This is a genomic window from Halorientalis marina, assembly GCF_023028345.1.
In the GTDB taxonomy this organism is placed as follows: Archaea; Halobacteriota; Halobacteria; order Halobacteriales; family Haloarculaceae; genus Halorientalis; species Halorientalis marina.
In genome coordinates, this window is record NZ_CP095488.1 from 330,758 (window position 1) to 349,747 (window position 18,990).

General features: G+C 62.1%; 23 protein-coding genes and 1 pseudogene. 3 read left to right on the top strand and 21 right to left on the bottom strand.

Going from position 1 to position 18,990, the window contains the following annotated elements; genetic code table 11:
- Positions 1 to 103: 103 nt before the first annotated feature.
- The 4 genes from MUG96_RS20580 to MUG96_RS20595 form a co-directional block, all read right to left on the bottom strand.
- The gene (locus tag MUG96_RS20580) at positions 104 to 421 is read right to left on the bottom strand and encodes a DUF7521 family protein (protein ID WP_246989000.1); all 318 of its coding nucleotides are present in this window, start codon (positions 419 to 421) and stop codon (positions 104 to 106) included.
- A gap of 1 nt (position 422) precedes the next feature.
- On the bottom strand, positions 423 to 764 hold the full coding sequence (locus MUG96_RS20585) for an ArsR/SmtB family transcription factor (RefSeq protein WP_246988797.1): 342 nt from the start codon (positions 762 to 764) through the stop codon (positions 423 to 425).
- Between the two features lie 94 nt (positions 765 to 858).
- Complete coding sequence (locus tag MUG96_RS20590; RefSeq protein WP_246989002.1) at positions 859 to 1,125, bottom strand: hypothetical protein; 267 nt, start codon at positions 1,123 to 1,125, stop codon at positions 859 to 861.
- Between the two features lie 113 nt (positions 1,126 to 1,238).
- Positions 1,239 to 1,640: a hypothetical protein gene (locus MUG96_RS20595; protein WP_246989005.1), complete on the bottom strand. Its 402-nt coding sequence runs from the start codon at positions 1,638 to 1,640 to the stop codon at positions 1,239 to 1,241.
- Positions 1,641 to 1,807: 167 nt separating this feature from the next.
- Between MUG96_RS20595 and MUG96_RS20600 the strand changes: the two genes are divergently transcribed.
- Positions 1,808 to 2,218: a hypothetical protein gene (locus MUG96_RS20600; RefSeq protein ID WP_246989007.1), complete on the top strand. Its 411-nt coding sequence runs from the start codon at positions 1,808 to 1,810 to the stop codon at positions 2,216 to 2,218.
- Positions 2,219 to 2,382: 164 nt separating this feature from the next.
- Positions 2,383 to 3,138: a helix-turn-helix domain-containing protein gene (locus MUG96_RS20605; protein ID WP_246989009.1), complete on the top strand. Its 756-nt coding sequence runs from the start codon at positions 2,383 to 2,385 to the stop codon at positions 3,136 to 3,138.
- Between the two features lie 730 nt (positions 3,139 to 3,868).
- On the opposite strand, the gene MUG96_RS20610 is transcribed toward MUG96_RS20605, so the two are convergent.
- Both MUG96_RS20610 and MUG96_RS20615 read right to left on the bottom strand, forming a co-directional pair.
- Entirely contained in the window at positions 3,869 to 4,384 is a 516-nt protein-coding gene (locus tag MUG96_RS20610; RefSeq protein WP_256465455.1) for a redoxin domain-containing protein, read from the bottom strand.
- Between the two features lie 36 nt (positions 4,385 to 4,420).
- Positions 4,421 to 4,678, bottom strand: a pseudogene (locus MUG96_RS20615) (glutathione S-transferase N-terminal domain-containing protein); the annotation flags it as partial.
- A 181-nt stretch (positions 4,679 to 4,859) separates the two neighbouring features.
- On the opposite strand from MUG96_RS20615, the gene MUG96_RS20620 reads away from it, so the two are divergent.
- On the top strand, positions 4,860 to 5,306 hold the full coding sequence (locus tag MUG96_RS20620) for a cupin domain-containing protein (RefSeq protein ID WP_246989011.1): 447 nt from the start codon (positions 4,860 to 4,862) through the stop codon (positions 5,304 to 5,306).
- A gap of 31 nt (positions 5,307 to 5,337) precedes the next feature.
- On the opposite strand, the gene MUG96_RS20625 is transcribed toward MUG96_RS20620, so the two are convergent.
- The 15 genes from MUG96_RS20625 to MUG96_RS20695 form a co-directional block, all read right to left on the bottom strand.
- Positions 5,338 to 6,960 carry a class I adenylate-forming enzyme family protein gene (locus tag MUG96_RS20625; RefSeq protein WP_246989013.1) on the bottom strand — a complete coding sequence of 541 codons (1,623 nt, stop codon included), beginning with the start codon at positions 6,958 to 6,960 and terminating at the stop codon, positions 5,338 to 5,340.
- A gap of 198 nt (positions 6,961 to 7,158) precedes the next feature.
- Positions 7,159 to 8,604 carry an amidase gene (locus tag MUG96_RS20630; protein ID WP_246989016.1) on the bottom strand — a complete coding sequence of 482 codons (1,446 nt, stop codon included), beginning with the start codon at positions 8,602 to 8,604 and terminating at the stop codon, positions 7,159 to 7,161.
- 81 nt (positions 8,605 to 8,685) lie between these two features.
- Entirely contained in the window at positions 8,686 to 9,528 is an 843-nt protein-coding gene (locus MUG96_RS20635) for a hypothetical protein (protein WP_246989018.1), read from the bottom strand.
- A gap of 94 nt (positions 9,529 to 9,622) precedes the next feature.
- Positions 9,623 to 9,829, bottom strand: coding sequence for a DUF8129 domain-containing protein (locus tag MUG96_RS20640; protein WP_246989020.1), 207 nt, complete (start codon positions 9,827 to 9,829; stop codon positions 9,623 to 9,625).
- Positions 9,826 to 10,032 carry a hypothetical protein gene (locus tag MUG96_RS20645; protein WP_246989023.1) on the bottom strand — a complete coding sequence of 69 codons (207 nt, stop codon included), beginning with the start codon at positions 10,030 to 10,032 and terminating at the stop codon, positions 9,826 to 9,828. The genes MUG96_RS20640 and MUG96_RS20645 overlap by 4 nt, the downstream gene beginning before the upstream one ends.
- A gap of 158 nt (positions 10,033 to 10,190) precedes the next feature.
- Entirely contained in the window at positions 10,191 to 10,340 is a 150-nt protein-coding gene (locus MUG96_RS20650) for a hypothetical protein (RefSeq protein WP_246989025.1), read from the bottom strand.
- 49 nt (positions 10,341 to 10,389) lie between these two features.
- Positions 10,390 to 10,716 (bottom strand): hypothetical protein, encoded by a 327-nt coding sequence (locus tag MUG96_RS20655; protein ID WP_246989027.1) that lies wholly within the window; start codon positions 10,714 to 10,716, stop codon positions 10,390 to 10,392.
- 61 nt (positions 10,717 to 10,777) lie between these two features.
- Positions 10,778 to 11,047, bottom strand: coding sequence for a hypothetical protein (locus MUG96_RS20660; RefSeq protein ID WP_246989029.1), 270 nt, complete (start codon positions 11,045 to 11,047; stop codon positions 10,778 to 10,780).
- 68 nt (positions 11,048 to 11,115) lie between these two features.
- Positions 11,116 to 11,253, bottom strand: a complete 138-nt coding sequence (locus MUG96_RS20665) for a hypothetical protein (RefSeq protein ID WP_246989031.1) — start codon at positions 11,251 to 11,253, stop codon at positions 11,116 to 11,118.
- The gene (locus tag MUG96_RS20670) at positions 11,253 to 12,560 is read right to left on the bottom strand and encodes a hypothetical protein (RefSeq protein WP_246989033.1); all 1,308 of its coding nucleotides are present in this window, start codon (positions 12,558 to 12,560) and stop codon (positions 11,253 to 11,255) included. The genes MUG96_RS20665 and MUG96_RS20670 overlap by 1 nt, the downstream gene beginning before the upstream one ends.
- A complete protein-coding gene (locus MUG96_RS20675) occupies positions 12,557 to 13,606 on the bottom strand; it encodes a signal peptidase I (RefSeq protein WP_246989035.1) in 1,050 nt (349 codons plus the stop codon). Before MUG96_RS20675 ends, MUG96_RS20670 begins: the two co-directional genes overlap by 4 nt.
- A complete protein-coding gene (locus MUG96_RS20680; protein ID WP_246989037.1) occupies positions 13,603 to 14,760 on the bottom strand; it encodes a hypothetical protein in 1,158 nt (385 codons plus the stop codon). The genes MUG96_RS20675 and MUG96_RS20680 overlap by 4 nt, the downstream gene beginning before the upstream one ends.
- Complete coding sequence (locus MUG96_RS20685; protein ID WP_246989039.1) at positions 14,757 to 15,563, bottom strand: hypothetical protein; 807 nt, start codon at positions 15,561 to 15,563, stop codon at positions 14,757 to 14,759. The genes MUG96_RS20680 and MUG96_RS20685 overlap by 4 nt, the downstream gene beginning before the upstream one ends.
- Before the next feature lie 217 nt (positions 15,564 to 15,780).
- Entirely contained in the window at positions 15,781 to 17,487 is a 1,707-nt protein-coding gene (locus tag MUG96_RS20690) for a SipW-dependent-type signal peptide-containing protein (protein ID WP_246989041.1), read from the bottom strand.
- Positions 17,488 to 17,550: 63 nt separating this feature from the next.
- A complete protein-coding gene (locus MUG96_RS20695; protein WP_246989043.1) occupies positions 17,551 to 18,981 on the bottom strand; it encodes a vWA domain-containing protein in 1,431 nt (476 codons plus the stop codon).
- Positions 18,982 to 18,990: the final 9 nt, after the last annotated feature.

The window sequence follows — 18,990 nt, forward strand, 5'->3', positions numbered from 1 at the left end:
GTAGACCTGTACTCGGCGCAGGCTACACACGACGAATGTCCCGGACAGATACAGGTCCACCTTCGCTCGTCAGCCACAAGTAACACGCAGATTGGCCCGCTCATCAGTCCCGCCGCGGCATCCACAATCCGTAGAGGATCAGTCCAAGACCGGCGAGTTCGAAAAACTGGTTGATACTGTTGACAATCGGGCTGGGCACGTCCAGCAACAGAAACAGGACAACCGCCGCAACGCCCGGAACGAACAGCACCAGAACGAACCCGACCGCGATGAACAGCATCGGACGGCTCTGATTTTGTCGGTATGCCGTGTAGGCGATGTAGCTAATCGCCAGCCCGAAGAGAATGATGATCGCCTCGCTGGCTTGGCGGACCGTTCGCAGCGTTTCGAGATCGATTGACTGAAGCGTTATATCGAGCATATCACGTTCCCTCTACGAACTGTGTGAAGCGGTCGGCCATCCGTTCACGACGCGAGACAGTAATCTCGAAGCCGTCCTCGCTGAGATCGAGTTCGATGCCGTCGAGTTCTGTCCGATAGAGCTTATAGTTCTTCCCATCTGTGACTGGCTGGATGTCTTCGGTGACGAGATCGTACTCGCGGAGTCGTTCGAGCCGACGATAGACTGTCGGTTCCGAAACTCCGGCGCAGTCGCTGAGTTCTGCCGCCGAGCGGGGCTCCTTTTTCGCCTCGATAAGAATCGTGCGTGCACACTCGTCACCGAGCAGGTCTGCGAGCGCTTCGGGATCTCGCACGTCGGACACGATACCTGGTTCATCTCCTGTCGTGTCAATATGTGTTGTGCCGTCCCAGTGTCTCTGGCTGGCTTCAGCCAGTGAAGCCACGAGGAACTGCCTTTTACCCAATCAGCTCAAGACCGGCTCCGACAAGTGTGAGGACAGCGCCTGTAACGACGAGGCCAACCGAAACTCGTCCCACAGAAAACTCCTCGGGGTCCGCCGTAGCGAGTTCGTACACGACTGCGACGACCAATCCAACGCCACCAACCCCCGCCAGCCCCAGAGGAAGACTCATTCCGTCGGCCAGTATGCTCCAGACTGCACTCAGCCCCCATACTGCCCCCATAACCCCAAGCGAGAGGTGGTACAGATAGAACTGGTTCATACGCATCAAATAATTCCCTCTAATACACGTTGTTCGGCACGACCAGAAACTTGTAGATCACGAACAATCCGGGGGCAGCGACTAGAATATGAATTCATAGTGGCGACGTTCTGTTAGCGAATGCGAGCGTACAGCATTGCGCTTCCGAATTGGATACTGACTACCGTCACGAACGCCGCGACGCTTGCAACCGTATTTCCAAGATTCGGGAGTGCGACTTCGTAGATACTGATGAAGAGTCCTGCTGTGAGTACTCCAAACACAAGCGTCCACGTGACAGCGTACATCGGACTGTACGCAACAGGCCAGTACTCGTCGTATGCAAACGCCATATCCAGCAGACTCAACGATAGCAAGAATCTCGCACCGAAGTCGGTCGAGAGAGCGAGTGGAATACTGTCGAGCGATACCAGCGCAAACGCTGCCAGCGCCAAACCGATGGCCGTTACTGTCACGGGCAGATTGTCTGTCAGGTCAGCATGCAGTCGCTCACGGAGGGATGTTGATTCGGCCACGGTACACCCATAGGAGAGATTGCACAAAAAGCGCACAGTGCAATTTCAGGGACGGAAAGCCGGCTTTGCTGGTATAAAGTGCATTTTGTCGCTCCAAAACACCCCTGTCCGGGCACAAAAATCTCTGTGGTGATTTATGAGCAGAACCCCTTGATTGACGTGTAGATATGAAGTCACAACGACGCCGTATCATCCGAGAAGAACTGCTTCGAAGTATCGCGTGGATCGGTCTCGGACTCGTCGGGTGGCCAATCGTGATTTCAGAGGTGGCCTGGGTAGAGCCGAGCGTCTTGACGGTCTTCGGACTGCCCGTCCTCACGTGGGCGCTCTTAACCGCAGGCATGATCGGGGCCCGTACGGTGACGTCTACGGAGTTGCAGGTTCAGACACCGGCTGGTCTCTCGATGAGTCTAGCGCTCGGGATCATGCTTGGTGGCGTCGGCGCAGTGTACCTCGTTGCAGCAGGTGGCTACTCTGCCCTGTGGATAACGGTCGCGTATGTCGTCGTGACGATAGCTGCGGTCGGCTGGTACTGGTACCTGCGACTGCCGGATTTGCCCTCCGAAACGACTGCATAGTCCGCAACTGATTTTCCCTTCTGGCACGCTTGCCCGTCAGAGTCAGGTATCGCTACTGGAGGGACGTCTGCTGGACGACATACGTCTGCCAATCTCGCCCCGTACACCGTCCACTCGCGTAGCTATCCGAAACTGATAATCGTCCATCGCTACTCACCTAAGACATGTCACTTCCGTCGTGGATCTCCCGAGAGTTGGAGAACGACCGGAAGGTGAATACGAAACTGACCGACAAGCACGTCGTCGAGACGATGCACGAGGCTGATCGGCCACTCTTCTCGGTGCAGCAGATTCGAGACCGAGTCAAACCAGATGTCTCGAAAGTTACCGTCCGTAACCGGTTACGTGATCTAGAAGAGCGCGGTATCGTTGCGACAGAGACGTATTCGGACTCACTGACCCTGTATTATATCAATCATCCTGAATCTGAGTGGCCAGTCTCTCCAGAGGGAAAACAAGCATTGAACGGACAGTCAGCCAGCACAGAGAATCCACTCCGTGAATTCCTACAGCACCCACAAGTCCACGAGATACTCCGTGAAGAACTCCTGCGGAGTATTGGGTGGGCCGGACTCGGTTTGTTCGGGTGGGCAATACTCGTTAGTTCATCCAGTCAACTGCCAGCCGCCGTCTGGACAGTTCTCGGACTTCCGATTCTAACATGGGCGTCTCTCACAGTTGGAATGATCGGAATTCGGCTGATAACCGGCAACGATCTACAGATTCAGTCTACGGAGGGACTGCATATCATTTCGGTGGGTGGTGTTGTGTTCGGTGGGTTCTGGGCCGTGTTTTTGATTTTTGTGCTGGACTGGCCCCCTCTGTTGACCACTGGACTATATCTGTTAATCACAGCCACGTATTTTGTATATTATACCAGGGTAGTACTTCCGGGTTTTGACGCACCCGTTGAGAATTGACCGATATGCACACGCAGTGAGCAGCCGATTCATTCGGGAGAGCGTCGAATGAAAGTGAGCCCGTGCTGACTTGATCCTCTGTATCTCGCACGCCGATCCTATCAGTTCTTAAGGATTTCAACAGAGCCAGAGGATAGCCAACACAACGAGGGCGTCATAGAATCAGTCTCATATAGCCCGTTGCACGGTTTCGAGATTAGCTCAGACTTATAGCATATCTTTCACCAACGATAGAAATAGTCACTTTCGCTAGGTGGGAAGTCGGATTCAAGGTATGTCCACTACCGAATCCGACAGCAGCCAGAACACAGTTGATTCACATAAGACTGCCGTTCGTGAGTATCTCCGAATCCACGGTGAAATCTCCAAGCCGACTCATCTGACCGGTTCGGGAACCCGCGCGCATGCCACCGCCTGAGAGGCATCGCTCTCAGGCGGTTCGTATTCGTGACTAAATTCTGATTGATCAGGGTGGATTACCAGCGAATTCAGCCAGATCTATCAGATTGAGAGTGGTATCTGAGTCTGACTCGTCACTGCTGGGCCAGATTCTGGTCCGACTGCGTCGTCCGGTGAATTAATTTTGAACGTGCAACAAGGTATCTGTACTCTGTATTCAGCAGCACTCCGAGAAAATTAACACAATCTGGTAGAATTGACCGCGGTAGGTTGGCAGGAACAGTGAGCAGTGAGAGATGGTGTCTGGCTCTCCGTTCAGTGTATCAATTGGTCAAGACTCTCGTCCAGAAGTTGTTGCTTCGAGCGCCTCCCCGATATCGTCGTAGTCCGGTAGTTCGGGCCACTGGTCCGCGGTCCACACGTATTGCACGATCCGGTCCTCGTCAAGGAGAAAGATAGCAGGCCGTGCCTCACTGACACCGGTCATACCGTCAAGATCGTTGACGAGATCGTATGTCTCCGCGACGCCGTTCTGTGGGTCACTGAACAGCCGATAATCAATTTCTCGCTGCTGGACGAATTCCAGATGTTCGTTCGGTGTGGAAATAGAGAGGCCGACAAGCGTGACGTCGTAGCGATCGTCCCACGCCCGATCGCTGATCTCGTTCCAGATGTACGTCCCAGGGAACGCCCCGTCCATCGAGTGAAACACCAGCAGTACCGGTCCATCAGGCGTCAATTCCGAGAGCGCTACGTCTTCCCAATATTCGCCGTTGACGAGCGGGCGGACGAAGTCCGGAGCTGTCTCGCCGACGCGGGGGTAGTCGGTTTCGTCGAATTCTTTCACCTCGAACGTACTGTCCGCGTCCGCCGGGTCGCCGTAGGTCGTGTGGAGATACTCGATGATGTTCCCGCTCTCGGCCATGGTCACACCCGAGTTCTCGTCAACAATCGCTGGGACGGTCCGGACACCGGTCTTGCGTTTGACTTCGTCGCGTTCGGAGTGTAGTGCCTCGACGAACCGCGAATCGTAGGCCAAGTCGAGGTCTCGAAGTGTTCGGGCCACGCTCTCACAGAACGGACGGGCCTGCAACCGATATAGGGTGATGGGCGCACTACCGGATGCTGTCGTCTTGCTCATGGCTACTGGTCCCACATCCAGTAGTCACACATGTAAGCGATTTCCTAACATGGCTGACATCACGTTTCAATGCGACTGTTCGGCGACTCCAGGTCTGTCCCGGTCACGTCAGGCCGTGGAAAATCCATTACAGGTGGTGTTACCGGTGGCTTTAGTACGCGCTCAGTCGAAATTCCGTGTTATGCATTACGAAGTGGTCGATCAGGACGACATCGAGAAGACAACCATCGAGGAGTATTACTCACGTAATCTAGACACCGTCGACGACCCGAGCGAGAAAGACGAGTTTCGAAACCTGTCGTTGCTACCGATCGACGACGCGCTCGGTGCCGAACACTTACAGATCAAACTCTGGTACTTTGAGCCCGCAGACGAGGTAATCTATCATGCGCACACCGAGCAGGAGGAGTTCTACTACATTCTCGAAGGCGAATTTTCACTCAAACTCGGTGATCCCGATGACCCGGAATACAGGGAGGCAGGGCCCGGAACGTTCTACGTCGCAGGCCCGAAGACCGGCCACGGGCACAGATACGTCGGCGACGACATCGGCGTCGTCTTAGCGGTCGGTGCACCGCCTGGGTTTGACCCGGGAAAGGATCCGACCGAGTTTGCGTCCGAGACTTAATCCGCTGTAGCGGTGTTTCGCAAACCGACGGTCATCGATACTTGTCCTCGTACTCCTCTTTGATTTCGACTTTCCGGATCTTGCCGGTTGCAGTCCGCGGAAGATCGTCGACGAACTCGATGTCTTTCGGAACCTCGAAACTCGCCAATCGCTCGCGGAGAAAAGAGCGGATGTCGGCTTCGGTCGCGTCGGCAGTATCGGCTAGAATGACGAATGCCGTGACGGCCTCGGTCCACTTCTCGTGTGGCAGTCCGACGACGATTGCCTCTTCAACGGCAGGGTGATCACTCACGACGTTTTGTACCTTCGTCGTCGAGACGTTCTCACCGCCGGTCTTTATCATGTCCTTCTTGCGGTCAACGAACAGTAGAAGGCCATCCTCATCGAACTTTCCGATATCGCCGGTGCGATGCCAGCCGTCGCGCCACAACTCCCTCGTTTTCTCTTCGTTGTTGAGGTACCGATCCATGACTGCGGGACTGCGGACCACGATCTCTCCCACTTCGCCCTGTTGGAGGATGGTTCCGTCGTCGTCCATGATTGCCGCGTCCGCGTACGGGCCCGACCGACCGATGTAGTTTCCATCTTTCTTGAGCTGCCACTTCGGGTCGAAGAACATGATCATGCCCGCCTCTGTCTGGCCCATTCCCAGTTGGAGGTCAGCGTCGAACGCGTCGATCACCCGCTTCCGAAGCGACATTTCCATCGGCATCCCGTATCCACAGTGGCGGACACTGGAGAGGTCGTAGGAGTCCAAGTCGGTCTCGTTGCTGAGGCGGCGGTAGATGGAACTCATGAGATAAAACGCCGTAATGTCGTACTCATCGATCGCCGTCAGAAACCGCTCTGGCTCGAACTCCCTCAGTATCACGTTCGTTGCCGAGAGTTCGACGCCGGCACGGAGATACGTCTCGACGATATGAAAGAGCGGGTGGACGCTCGCCACGACATCGGAACTCTGCAGATCGTGCTTGATCATTACGTTGGCCGTATTGTACGAGTACGACGCGTGCGTATGCAGGACGCCTTTCGGTCGAGATGTCGTCCCGCTCGTATAGAGGATGAGTGCCGGATCGCTACCGTCACGTTCGACATCGGGTTCGGTACTCGAATGCCCGTCAATGAACGACTCGAAGGCTTCCCGCTCGCCCTCCGCAGTGCCGTCCCATTCAATTGCGACGACAGTGTCGACGTTTGCCTGCGTTACATACGGCTCGACCTTCGAATACAGTTGCTCGTCGACGACGACCGCCTCCACGTCGGCATTGTCGAGTTGGTAAGTCACTGTCCCCGTGTCGAGGTCGGTATTGTTGAGGGCCGCAACTAGCCCCCCTTTCAGCGCACCGAACTCTGCCGCGAGCATCCGTTCGGAATTGCCCGTGACGAAGCCAACCCGGTCCCCCGTCTCCAGCCCCGCAGCTCGGAATGCATGCGCAGCTCTGTTCGCACGCTCGTTGAATTTTTTGAACGTCACCTCGCGACCGGTTTCGACAACGGCGAACGCAGTCTTGTTTGGTGTTCGCCGCGCCGCCCGGGTTGCGGCGTCTCCGAGCGTGTTCCGACCGATCTCGTTCGGCTTGGCACCCATATCTATCTTTATGCTACAGGATACTATATACCACTGTGGTAGACGCTGGACAGTGTCGATGTTCAAGCAATGATGGCGTACTCAGATTGGCTCGCACTATAGCCGAACAGGACCTTGATGGGCTGGAAACCCCGCGGTTGGCTGCTTTCGAGGCCTGACCGAGTTCGGGGAAGGTTATGCTGTGAGCCAATCGTGACTGCTCGGGTGGTCTGTTGGCCGACTACTGGAAGCGGGTCGGCAGTGGAGCAGAGATAGTTCGGTCGCTCAGGATTCGGGATACTGTGCCATCCAGGGTCGGACCCGTTCGAGTGCTGCGGCGACGCTCAGTATATCAGCCTCAGCAAACCGCCTTCCGACGATCTGGAGCCCGACGGGCAGGCCGTCGTCAGTGAACCCGGCAGGCACGGACACTGCGGGATGTCCTGTGAGGTTGAACACCCACGTCAGCATCGCGTCAGTCGGAACGCCCCGCACCGAGTGGCCGTCGATCTCTGTCGGGTACCCATCAGCCAGGTGTTTGCTATATGGTGGCACAGTTAGTGTCGGTGTCACGAGGACATCAGAGCCAGCGAGCGCGTCCTCGATGCCGTCGTACGCGGCAGTCCGAGGGACGTTCTGCAACCGCTCGGCAGTGGCATCGATCCCCGTTCCGAGTGCGATCGTCGAGCGAACCGTCTCCTCGATGTCCGCCCGTTCGAAGTCGATGTCGTATTGTTCAGCGAGTTGCTGGGCGAACGAGGTGAAAAAGACGCCAACCTGCTCGACGTACGCCATCGACAGTTCCTCGTACGGGGGCAGCGACAGGTCAACGGGATCGACGGTCACGCCGGCAGCCGCGAGGGAATCGACGGCGGCATCGACCGTCTCACGCACCGACGGTGCGACTGGCTGCAGATCCAGATTCGGGCTGTATGCCACCGCGAGATCGTCTGTCGGCCGCTCAGTCGCTACCACGTAATCCATCTCCGGCCGTGGCACGCTGAACGGATCGCGGCTGTCCTGGCCTGCAAGGACGTCGAGAAACACGGCCAGGTCCTCGGTCGTCCGAGCCATCGGCCCGCTGACGAACGCCGGCGAATGGGTACTGAATCCGTCACTCGGGACGCGCTCGGGGACGAGTCCGAACGTCGGTTTCAGGCCGAGGGTGTTGCAACAGGCGGCCGGGACCCGGAGCGATCCCCCGATGTCCGACCCGGTCGCCAGTTGCACCGCGCCGACCGCGAGTGCAGCCGCGGATCCACCCGAAGAGCCCCCAGCGGACCGATCGTGATCGAATGGGGTCGGTGTTGCGCCAGCGATGCGGTTCTCCGTCTTGATGGTATGGCCAAGCGCCGGTGTGTTGGTGATCCCGATGATGACCCCGCCAGCGGCTTCTATCCGTTCGACCACGATGGAGTCCTCGTCGGCGACGTTCTCCGCAAGCGGCGCCAGCCCCATCGTATTTCGAACGCCGGCCTTCCGACTTCGGAGGTCCTTGATCGCAACCGGGACGCCGTGCAGTGGACCGAGACTCTCATCGCGGCTGGCCGCTCGGTCGGCCATACGAGCGCGCTCACGGGCTCTGTCGTCTATGACCGTGATGAACGCGTTCAACGCCGCGTTCGCCTCGATTCGCTCCAGTGCCGTCTCGACGAGTTCCAGAGAGGACAGCGAGCCATTTCGCACCGCGCCTGCGAGCTCACGGGCTGACTGCCCGCCGAACGAAGACATACCCCAATGATGCCACGTCGGGTGAATAAAGACCCACCCCAGTTCTAGACAGCGTTCCCTGTTCGTTCCTCCTCGGACTCCCTATCTGTCGGGGAGTTTCCCGTCTGGCCGTGGCACGGTGCCGGCCTGGATTTGGATGGCGACCCGCCGCAAGTGCTTGCACTTGTCGACGGGTGTGTCTGGATCACTGCAGGTCTGCTTGAAGTCAGGGCAGGTACACGTCTCCGCGACGACGTCGATATCGTAGTAACTCCCGGAGGCCGAATGGACCTCGTACACACCAGGTTTCTGGTGAAACGAAACGTCCATCTCCTCGCGCTTAGCGCGCTTGGTACGGGACTCGTCGTCGGCGACGGCAAAGGGGTCGTCGGCGACGGCAAAGGGGTCGTCGGCGGGATCAGGGACGGTTCCGTCTGCAATTCGGGCCTGGAAGATACCGCCGTCAGGGACAGGCTCTGTTGAGGTATCAGGCCAGCGCGTATCACGAACGACGATACACCGGTTCTCGGCGACAGCCGATAGTGACCCCACGGAGAGCCGATCCACGAGCCGGAAGATGTCCCACTGGGTTGCTGACTCGGGGAGGCTAATCTCGAAGGTATGCTCGCCGGTTCGGGTAACGTGATACTGGCCGTCGGGAAACTCGTCGGTCGCGAAGGCGGCCAGGGTGTAAACCGACGGATTGGTCACGGCATCGGCCTGGACGCTGTCGAGGCGGCGCTGACACCGTTCACTGGGCACGCCGGACTGTTGGACGACGGCCTTTGCCCCGATCCGGCAGTCGGGACACGCGTAAACGAGCGTCTCTCGGTTGTCCGCGAGGTGTTGGCAACTCTGCTCGAGCGATGCTTCGCAGAGAGCGCAGACGTGAGTCGGCTGCTGGTCGGTCTCTGGACTTGTGGCTGTGGATTCGTCGACGGACATAGGTACGAACGGGCCGGGCTCTCTGGCACGGCCCTCACTCGACTCGGGGAGAACAAACTGCTAGCGCGGATTGCTCTCGCTGGTCGTCGACGAGCTACTCCTTCAGCTCGTCGTGCCGGAGCGCGAGCGACTCGATAATGGCCACGCGCTGCTGGTGGGTGTTTTCGTAGCCGATATACTCGCGGACAGTTTCCTCGCGCCGCATACAGGCGATGCCGGCTTTGATCAAGTCGAAATTGGATGTGTCGGGGAGTTTGGACGGCGGCAACTGCTTGCGAAGCGCTGGGTCGGGATCGGTCATGCGTCACCAAAATCGCTGAGAGAAACCTGCTCGTCCCGCTTGAAGCGACACTCGGGATAGTGCGCGAGGAGTGTGTCGTCGAACACGCACCAGAACCGGCACTTGTGCGGTTCGATGGCTTGCGACCAGCGGGCCCGCCGTAGTGCCTCGTCGACGCGCTGGCGCTCGACCGCAGGCCAGCCGTTGCGTTCGATCAGGACCATCGCGACTTCCCCTTCGGATGGTCACGCATGTACGCGGCAGCCAACTCCAGTCCGTCGACGAGCCTGTCTTCGGTCCCGGCGATCCGTGTCCCTCGTTTCAGTGTCGTCCCCGTGTCGCCTCTGTGTAGCGTTAGCGTCGACGTCTCGCCGGGAATGTGTCACGTGATCCGGTTCTCTGTGTGGGCGAGATACTCCCACTGGCCGGCGGCGGTCTCGGTGGCCCGCTGTTCGACATCGATCCGAACGTCGCCAGCACGAGAGCGGCGGCCGCCGGCGCCGGAATCTCCGAGCGTGAAGTTCTCTGACATTTAAATCTTCTCAGATGTGATTCCACTCGGCGAGCGTCGCGACGGTTGCCTAGAGAATCGACGAGACCTGGGCGTCGACGGGCGCATCGGCGTCAACGTCGATGTCGAGACTCACCCGAAGGTCGTGAATGTCGGCCACGCCGAGGCCGGGGACTTGCTGGCAGAGCGTCTTGAGGACGCGATCACGGATCGTCCGAAGCGAACTGTTGTCGCTAACTTGCTCTTGGACTGCGGCCCGGATCTGCTGGCTGTCGGGTCGGGATTCGGTAGCTGTAACCTGTTTGAACGTAGTCTGTTGGCCGTCGGTCGCTTCAGTCTGGATAGCCATGTTCTCGGCCGGCCCGGAGAGAACAAACTCGCCGAGAGCCGACGGCATTTTCTTAACCAACAATACGTCGGTCCTGTCGAGAATCTGCTGGAAATTTCTAGATTGTTGGTTAAGATAGCGTGTTGTCGCGGACTGCTAACGCGAGACTTGTTCCGTCGTCCGTCCGGGGGATGGACGAATTCAGTAGCGGCTCGTTGCGCTCGGCAACGTCAAGAATGCCGGTCTCGACTTGGTTCGGGCGCCCCTCCCGCTCGCCAGTGAGCGTGAGCTGGAGACCGTCAGGATCTGGGGCAGCACCGACGTGGATCTGAGAGACTTCTTCGAAGACGATGTGCTCCCACTCGGCAGCCCGGAACACTTCGATTTCGACAGTTCGCACTGGGATCGCTACCGTCGGGCCGATCGAACTGCACGAGAGGGTGCGCCGGCGCGTGTAAGGGCGAGCGATCAAAAAAGCCGCACGAGGTAGCTCGCCGCGATGATGAGAACGAGCAGGTAGACGAACAGGACGACTGCGTTCCGTCGCGGGGCGCCGGCGACCATCCCCGGTGGCTTGGGCCCCCTGCTCCCGACGCTCGGAGCCATCACGTCGTCCCGTCGGTGGCCGCAGTCGGTCCTTCGCCGTCACTCTGGCCGTCGGAGCCGCCGCCGTCGGTACCGCTGTCTGGCGACCCGACGTCGTCTCCTCCGCTGTCCGTGGACCCGTCGTCGGTGCTACCGGACGCCCCGGAGCCGCCGTCACCGTCCGACCCGTCGGCCGACTCGGTCGCGGAACCGGCGGCACCGTCACCGTCGCTTCCGGCGTCTCCGCCACCGCCGCCCGATCCGTCCGCGGTGTTCTCGGATCCGCTCGTGGGGTCCTCGGCCTTGATCCCGTCGCCGTCCGGTTCGGACTCGTCGGCCTCGGTCCCGTCGTCGTCCGAGGGAGCATCGGTGTCCGTCGACCCGTCGCCGTCCGCGTCAGACTCGTCGGCCTCGGTCCCGTCGCGATCGGTCGACACTTTGGAGGTCGCGTCGGCCGCCGTGTCTGGGTAGTCCGTGTCTCCGTCGGTGACAGCCTCGTCGTCGCCGGTCGAGTCGAAGCCGTCGGTCGCCGTGTCGCCGTCTCCGGCCGCGTCGGCGTCCCCTGTGTCGTCATCCGACCCGTCCGGCGGTCCGCCTGCGTCGGCTGCCGTGTCTGGGTAGTCCGTGCCTCCGTCGGTGACGGCCTCGTCGTCGCCGGTCAAGTCGGAGCCGTCGGTCGCCGTGTCGTCGTCTCCGGCCGCGTCGGCGTCCCCGGTGCCGTCACCCGACCCATCCGGCGGTCCACCTGTGTCGGCCGACGCGTCGCCGTCGGCGTCACTGGTGGAATCGCTGTCCCCGCCGTCCGTGGCGTCGTCACTCGACACCGATCCGCCCGGCGTCGGTCCGGAATCGGTCTCGCCGTCGGGGGTCGTTGTGACACCGCCGCTCCCGTCGACCGGTGCGTCTCCGTCACTGCCGTCCGCAATTGGCGGCGTCTCGGTACCGTCGGGATCGTCCGCAGCGTCGACATCATCGGCCCTGCCGTCCGGTCCGTCGGTATCGGTCCCGTCGTCGCCACCGGGTGATCCGGGGGTGGCCGACTCGTTGCCGGTGTGCTCGGTCGTACTGTTTCCGTCCTCCTCGGCGTCCGGTTCGTCACTCCCGTTCCCGTCGAGTGCGACAGGCTGACTGTCCTCGTCTTCGGCCAGCGGCCCGAACTCCTTGGGACCCGACCGGACGTCGAACCGGTCCGCGTCGACGTTGACCTCGAAGGTCGCTTCGAACCCCTCTTCGTCGGTGAGGAGGGCTGACGAACCGCCGACGCCGGTCGTCGCCGCTGCGAAGACCGCGACCGCGGCGACGAAGCAGGCGACCGTCGCGCGGCTCATCGCTCCGCCTCCGGATCGGTGTCATCGTCCGCGCCGCCGTCCGCCGTCGTCCTGCTCGCCCCACTTGCGACACCGCCGTCAGTCTCGGGCATCGGCCAGTCGGACCGCCCGGCATCGTCGGCCGCCGCGGCCGCAGCGCGGGCGTTCCTGGTCGTGTACCACGCGTGGGCGGTCACCCAGCCGGTGAACAGCAGGCCGAGCAGGCCGGCGGTCAGCGCGCCGACCGAGATCGGATTGGGCGCCCCGACCGTCGTCACCTCCACGTAGACGTTCCACGCGGCGTAGGCGACCAGCGCGAGCGACGCGAGGAGACTGAGTTTCAGGTCCGCGACTGCAAGGGTCACCGACGCCGGCCCCGCCGGCCCGGTAGCCGTTGCCGGCGCTGTCGACCGAACCTCGCTCTCACTGTCCCGTGTCTGTGTCATGGTGTCCTCGTCACTTCTTTCGTCGCCGTCAGTCCGGTTGCCGCTCTTTTTTTCCGACTCGGCCGCGGCGACCGGATCGGAGTCGTCATTCCCACCCGCTTTCTCCTCACCGTCGCGGGCTCGCGCCCACGAGAGGAGTTCGTTGGCGAGCAACAGGACCAGCGGTACCAGCACGAGCACGACGTAGCCGACCGGCGTGTTCGCCCAGAGGATCACGTGCCCGATTAGCGGAATCGTGAGGACGACCCGGCCGAGCACGTTCTCCGGCGAGACAGGGCGGGCGTCGGCGTCCTCGTTCGCGTCGCCTTTCGTCACCCACTGTCCATCCTGCTCGCCGACGATCCGGTGGGTCACCGGCACGTCGCTGTCTTCTGAGAACGTGATAACGTCACCCACCCCGACCGACGCCGAGGCGTCGACAATCACCACGTCGCCGGGCGCGATGTCCGGTTCCATGCTCCCCGAGAGGGTGACGAAGCCGTGGTCCGCGCCAATCACCTGCGGCACCGCGAAGACAGCGAACGGCACGACCACCGCGATCACCAGGAGCGTCCCGAGAACGGCCCCGACCTGGCGTGGCGACGGGGCCATCGCAGCCACGCGCCGCGTCCGGTCGCTCATCGCCCCCTCCCCGGCCGGTCCGGGCGGCCCCGTCCGGGACCGCCGACGCTCGCCGCGGGTTCGACCAGGTCGTCCGGACAGTCGCGCCCGGCCTCCGGCGCGCACACCTTCACCAGCACGTAGCTGATCCCGTAGCGCTCGCCACTGTTCGGGTTCTCCGGCGCATAGACCAGTCCGTCGACGGTTCCTTCGAGGGAACCAGTCTCGGTCCCGCGCGCGTCCGACTTGCGGCCGTACCGCTTGTCGCGCTGCCCGCCCTTGACCTGGACCTCACAGAGCGGCGGAACCGCACCGCCAGCTGCGTGACTGTCGGTGGCGACCACCTCGAAGGCGACGCCCGACTCGCCGTCCGTGTCGGTCACATGGATGCCGTAGCCAACCACACCTTCGGTGAAGTCGTAGGTTCGTCCGGCGGTGAACCCATCGTCGTCGATCTCGACTTTCCCGATGGCCCAGCAGCAGTCACAGGCAGTCACCGGCTCGCAGGTCTCGACGTCGACGGTCCCGAACGGATTGCTGTCGGGGTCGGTGTTGCGACACTGCGTCGCCGCGACGTACAGCGGGAGGCCCGTCGTCCCCTCGCCGACGAACAATCCGAGATCGTATTCCACGAGGACGAACAGTTCATCGGTGAGACACCCGTTCTCGTCCGTCGAGGTGGCCGGAGCGAGTCGCTCACCGGCCCGGAACCGTTCGGCCACGTCCCGGAGCGATCCCTCGGCGATGATCGTGTCGACCGTCCCGTCGGGGGTGGCGTAGGACAGCCGTAGGTCGAGGACCTCCGCCAGCGGATCCGGCTCGGGACACGCCGTCTGCAGCCAGAGGCTGACCGGGTTGTTGACCCCGCCCTCGGGCCGGGGGAGCGCGAACCGGACGAGCATACTCCCGCGGGGCTCGTCGTCGTCGAGGGTCTCGACGGGCACGTCGATGCGCGGGCCGTCGACGACGCCGTCCGGGTCCGACGGGTCGATCCCGCCGACCGCACCGGGACCCGAGACGAGCCAGTACTCGACACGCAGATCGACGATGCCGGTCGTCAGCCGTTTCCGGCCGGTCTCGACGTCGCCTAGCAGCGCGCCGGTCCCGGTCCAGGTCAGCGCGCCGGCACCGCCGGCGGCCAGGGACGCGAGCACGTGCCGTCGGGTCAGGCTCATCGCTCCTCCGTGAACGGGCTCTCGCTGTCGACCGGCACCGCGCCGAACGCCACGTCGAAGGCGACGCTGTCGCCCTGCGACCGGTTCGTCGCCGCGTCGTACGTGAACGTCCACGCGAGCGCGACACACCGACTCTGCCCCGGGTCGAGTCCCGTGAGTCCGAGCAAGCCCGTCGCCGACCCGGCGTCGCTCGTCGCGCCGAAGGCCTCGCTCAGCGGGGCCCGTGCCACCAACGGCCCCTCGAGGTCCTCATCGAACTGCTTGGTCCCGTCACAGGAACCCAGCGGCGACCCGTCCTTCCAGCCCTCGACGAGGAGCTCTTCGTCGAGTTCCCCGTCGTCGACCGTCGTGTCGCCGGCCGCCGCTTCTGGGCCGTTGATACCGCTCTCGTCGTCGCCGGTCACGGTGGCTCGGAACCACACGTCGACTGGCTCCGGCACGAAATCCGCGTCCGCGACCGCTTCGAGACCGACGACAAGGACTCCCTCGTCGCCCGGCAACACGTCGCCGACCGAGAGCACCGGGCCCGAGGCATCCGTGACGTACGTTGCCTCAGTGACGTAGGCCGGGGCCTGATCGGGATCGAGCGTCTCGTCGAGGCTCGCAGTCGTCCCGGCCTGGTTCTCCCGGAAGTCGCCGTTGTACCGCTCGTACCAGGCGACCCTGACCCGCCGGTCGTCGAGGTCCCCGGTCGCCGCGTACGTGTAGTGGCTGAACTCCGGCCCCCCGTGGCCGCCCAACACACCGACACCGAGCGTGCCGATGCCGATGGTCCCCAATAGTTTCCGTCGTGTCAGTTGCATTGTTGTCTCTCCGTGTCGTCGTTCGCTACTCGCTCCTGGTCACCTGCCGGCATAGGTATGGAGTCCCCGCCGGCCGGTACGGTCGCCCTGCGGACCGACCCCCAGGCCATCGACCGGTGGTACGGTGTCCGTACACCCGCACTCGTCGGCCCCACCGCCCCGTCCCAAACCGGGAAACGAAAACCGTGTGGACGACCGTGAAAGCCGGCCTGGTGGCTCAGGCGCCCATCGGCCCGCTGCCGTCGTTGTTGCGCTCCTGCTCAGTGTAGAAGCCCAGGTCGAACGACACCGTGTCGCCCTGGACTTCGTTGCCGACATCGAAGGGAAGTTCCCACTCGAGTGCGACGCAGTGCATCACGCCGTCACCGCGGAACGCGTCGCGGTCTTCGTCGTCGGCCGGGTCCGACAGTTCGTCGTACAGCGTCGCGCGGTTGCCGTCGAGCGGGATGCCGTTACCCTCCGCGAGCTCGGCGAGGACGTTCGCGAGCGTGTCCTCCATGATGATTTTCTCCTGTGTCGCCAGCGCGGCGAGGTTGCCAAACACCGTCGAGATGTTCAGCGGGTCGTCGAGGTCGTAGAAGAACGCTGGGGCGCCGCCCGCCCCGCCAGCTGGACCGGCCATCGCCTGCAGCGTGCTGGCGCTGCCGTTCACGTTGATCGTGTACACTTCGGTCGCGGGGGTTGGCGACGCCGCACGGGCGTCGGCCGCTGCATCGGTAGGCGAGGAGAACTGGGTGCTGCCGGTCCCGTTGAACGACTCCCCGTCCGAGAGGACGATGTTCCGGGCCACCGCGCTGGGGCGGCCGTTCGTGGCCAGTTCGCCCTGTGCGTCGTCGATGCCCTCGCCGATGTAGGTGCCCGTCGCGATACCGCTGCCCGCGAACGGGTCCGGGTTGCCGTCGCCGTCGGTCGGAGTCGAGCCCGCGCCACCGCTCACGACGTTGGCGAGCTTTTGTCGCAGGCCCGAGAGCGCGCCGTCGACAACGGACAGGTCGTTGGTCAGGGGCTGCAAGATGCCGGTCCGGGGCTCGTTGTCGCCGCTCTTCTCGCCGTCGAAGTACGCGACACCGACCTCAACGTCCGCGTTCGCGTTCTGGAGGAAGTCGATGAACTGTCGGGTGCCGAGCTCGACGAGGTCGATCTTCGTCGTCTCGCTGTAGGTGGTCCCGTTGGTCGTGATGTCGTCGTCGTTGACCACGCCGCCGAACTGGTCGTACAGCATCGAGCCGGAGAAGTCGAGCGTGAGCATGATGTCGACCGGCTCCGCGGAGTCGTAGACGTTGTCACAGTCCTCGTCGTACCAGAGCCGCGCGTTGATCGCGTTCGCGAGGTCCGGCACTTGGTTCGTGTCGACGGCGAGTTCGGGGTCGGTGTCGACACCCTCGCTCTCGCTCACGCCGTCGGCCTGCATCCAGATGTAGCCGGAGTTGTCACAGAGGTGGAGGCTGAACGTGATTTCGCCCGAGTCGCCGGGCTTCACGTCGGCCAACTGGACGAGTGAGTTTATCTCGTTGCCCGTCGTCGGGTCAACACCGAACTCCGCTTCCGAGAGCGGCGGGATGTTGTCACAGTCCAACGACGGGATGTTCGCACCGTTGCTGTCCTCGTCCTCCTCGTCCGGGAAGTCGCTGTACCTGATTTGACCAGCGGCGTTGTCGGCAGCGATGGACTGTTCGCCGTCGCCGTCGTGGTCGGGGTGGGCGTTGACGAACATCGTCTCGCCGTTCATGCGGTAGTGCTGTTGCCAGTCGACCAGCAGGTCGAGTTCACCGGCGACGAGGCTGTTGTTCGTGAACGCTTCGCGGTCACTGAAGAACGCGGAGGTGCCGAGCCCAGCACCGGCCGATGCGACGCCCACGGCACCGAGCCCGGCCAGCACTTTCCGCCGGCTGAGGTTGTAGAGTTGTGTCTTTTCGTCTGTCATGATTGGTTTGTCTGATTTGTTGGTGGTACGTGAGTACCGTTCTGCCAAAGACGGGAGATGACGCTACAGCGCCGTCCCGAACGGTGTGTCGGTGTTTCGGCTCTGTTCGGCGTCGACGTCGATGTCAAAGACGACGGAGTCGGACTGGACCTGGTTGCCGACCTCGAAGGGGAGTTCCCACTCGAAGCCGATGCACTGGGTCGTCGCACCCGGGTACGGTTGCGTGCCGTCTTCCTGGCGGTTCCCGTCGAGGAGGAAACCGTCGGAGAGGACGTCGAAGACTTCGGTCATCGTCCCTTCGAGTATCTTCTGCTCGCCATCGAGGACGATCTGTGCAATCTCCGCGTAGACGGTGTCGAGGTCAGCGGGGTCGGGGGCGACGAACGCGTCGTCCGGTGACGTCGCGATGTTGTTCTCGAGGAACGAGGTTGCCGCACCGGCGCCGAGTGCGATAGTGAAGATGCGGATCCCGGCGTCCTTCGCGGCGGTAGCCGCGTCGGTGGCCGGGCCCGAATTGTTCGGGACGCCGTCCGAGAGGACGATCATCACCTTCGAGGCACCGGCCGTCGCGTTGGTGCCGTTGAGGAGTTCGTCCGCGCCCTCGTCGATACCGGCGGTCATGTTCGTCCCCCCGCCTGCGGAGTAGTTGTCGATGGCGTCTTTGACGGCCTGGTAGTCGGTCGTCAACTCCTGGTCGAGCGACGCGGAGGAGGCGAAGGAGATCGCGGCCGCCTCGTCCGGCGATGAAAGGTTGTCGACGAAGTTCTTCGCGGCAAACTGTAGGTCGCCGATTTCTCCGCTCATCGAACCGGACGTGTCACTGACGAGCGCCACTTCCAGTTCGTTCTGTTGTCCGGTGCCAGTGGGCTCGTAGACGTTGTCACAGTCCTCGTCGTACCAGACACAGACCTCGATTTCGTCCGCGAGTTCGCCGATGCCGTCGTTGTCAGCACCCTCTGCGGCAATTTCGGGGTCTGTTTGACCGTTCTCCGCGTTCTCGGTGATGTCTCCCGACAGCTGGAGGTACGCGGGGTTGTCACAGATGTGGAAGCTGATGGTAACCTCGCCGGAGTCACCGGGTTTGACGTCGTCGAGCGTGAACACCGGCATCTCGTCACCGTTGATGAGGTACTCGTCGGCTTCCGGGGAACAGAAGTCGAACGTCTCGCTCTGGACAAGCTGTTCCCACTCCTGCATGTCCGCAGGCGTCGGGGCCTGCCCGAGCAGGTAGACGCCGTCGCCGAGGTCCTCGGCGTCGGGGTAGTTCTGCTGAATCGCACTCAGACGGCCCTCGCCGCCGGAGTACGTCGCCTTGTAGTCGAGTTTGAGATCGAGCGTCCCAGCAGTGAGGGAGTTGTTCCCGAACACCTCGGTGTCGCTGAAATACGCCGAGGTGCCGAGCCCAGCGCCGACGGACGCGGCGCCCACTGCGCCGAGTCCGGCCAGCACTTTCCGCCGGCTGAGGTCGTGTAGTTGTGGTTTGTCGGATGCCATGTGCGTTGA

Bases quoted from the DNA above. Each gene is read 5' to 3' on its own strand.
- MUG96_RS20650 (WP_246989025.1), bottom strand. From the start codon at position 10,340: ATGTCAGAGAACTTCACGCTCGGAGATTCCGGCGCCGGCGGCCGCCGC.
- MUG96_RS20630 (WP_246989016.1), bottom strand. From the start codon at position 8,604: ATGTCTTCGTTCGGCGGGCAGTCAGCCCGTGAGCTCGCAGGCGCGGTG.
- MUG96_RS20670 (WP_246989033.1), bottom strand. From the start codon at position 12,560: ATGAGCCGCGCGACGGTCGCCTGCTTCGTCGCCGCGGTCGCGGTCTTC.
- MUG96_RS20675 (WP_246989035.1), bottom strand. From the start codon at position 13,606: ATGAGCGACCGGACGCGGCGCGTGGCTGCGATGGCCCCGTCGCCACGC.
- MUG96_RS20655 (WP_246989027.1), bottom strand. From the start codon at position 10,716: ATGCCGTCGGCTCTCGGCGAGTTTGTTCTCTCCGGGCCGGCCGAGAAC.
- MUG96_RS20580 (WP_246989000.1), bottom strand. From the start codon at position 421: ATGCTCGATATAACGCTTCAGTCAATCGATCTCGAAACGCTGCGAACG.
- MUG96_RS20680 (WP_246989037.1), bottom strand. From the start codon at position 14,760: ATGAGCCTGACCCGACGGCACGTGCTCGCGTCCCTGGCCGCCGGCGGT.
- MUG96_RS20600 (WP_246989007.1), top strand. From the start codon at position 1,808: ATGAAGTCACAACGACGCCGTATCATCCGAGAAGAACTGCTTCGAAGT.
- MUG96_RS20620 (WP_246989011.1), top strand. From the start codon at position 4,860: ATGCATTACGAAGTGGTCGATCAGGACGACATCGAGAAGACAACCATC.
- MUG96_RS20590 (WP_246989002.1), bottom strand. From the start codon at position 1,125: ATGAACCAGTTCTATCTGTACCACCTCTCGCTTGGGGTTATGGGGGCA.
- MUG96_RS20690 (WP_246989041.1), bottom strand. From the start codon at position 17,487: ATGACAGACGAAAAGACACAACTCTACAACCTCAGCCGGCGGAAAGTG.
- MUG96_RS20695 (WP_246989043.1), bottom strand. From the start codon at position 18,981: ATGGCATCCGACAAACCACAACTACACGACCTCAGCCGGCGGAAAGTG.
- MUG96_RS20635 (WP_246989018.1), bottom strand. From the start codon at position 9,528: ATGTCCGTCGACGAATCCACAGCCACAAGTCCAGAGACCGACCAGCAG.
- MUG96_RS20685 (WP_246989039.1), bottom strand. From the start codon at position 15,563: ATGCAACTGACACGACGGAAACTATTGGGGACCATCGGCATCGGCACG.
- MUG96_RS20665 (WP_246989031.1), bottom strand. From the start codon at position 11,253: ATGGCTCCGAGCGTCGGGAGCAGGGGGCCCAAGCCACCGGGGATGGTC.
- MUG96_RS20605 (WP_246989009.1), top strand. From the start codon at position 2,383: ATGTCACTTCCGTCGTGGATCTCCCGAGAGTTGGAGAACGACCGGAAG.
- MUG96_RS20645 (WP_246989023.1), bottom strand. From the start codon at position 10,032: ATGGTCCTGATCGAACGCAACGGCTGGCCTGCGGTCGAGCGCCAGCGC.
- MUG96_RS20640 (WP_246989020.1), bottom strand. From the start codon at position 9,829: ATGACCGATCCCGACCCAGCGCTTCGCAAGCAGTTGCCGCCGTCCAAA.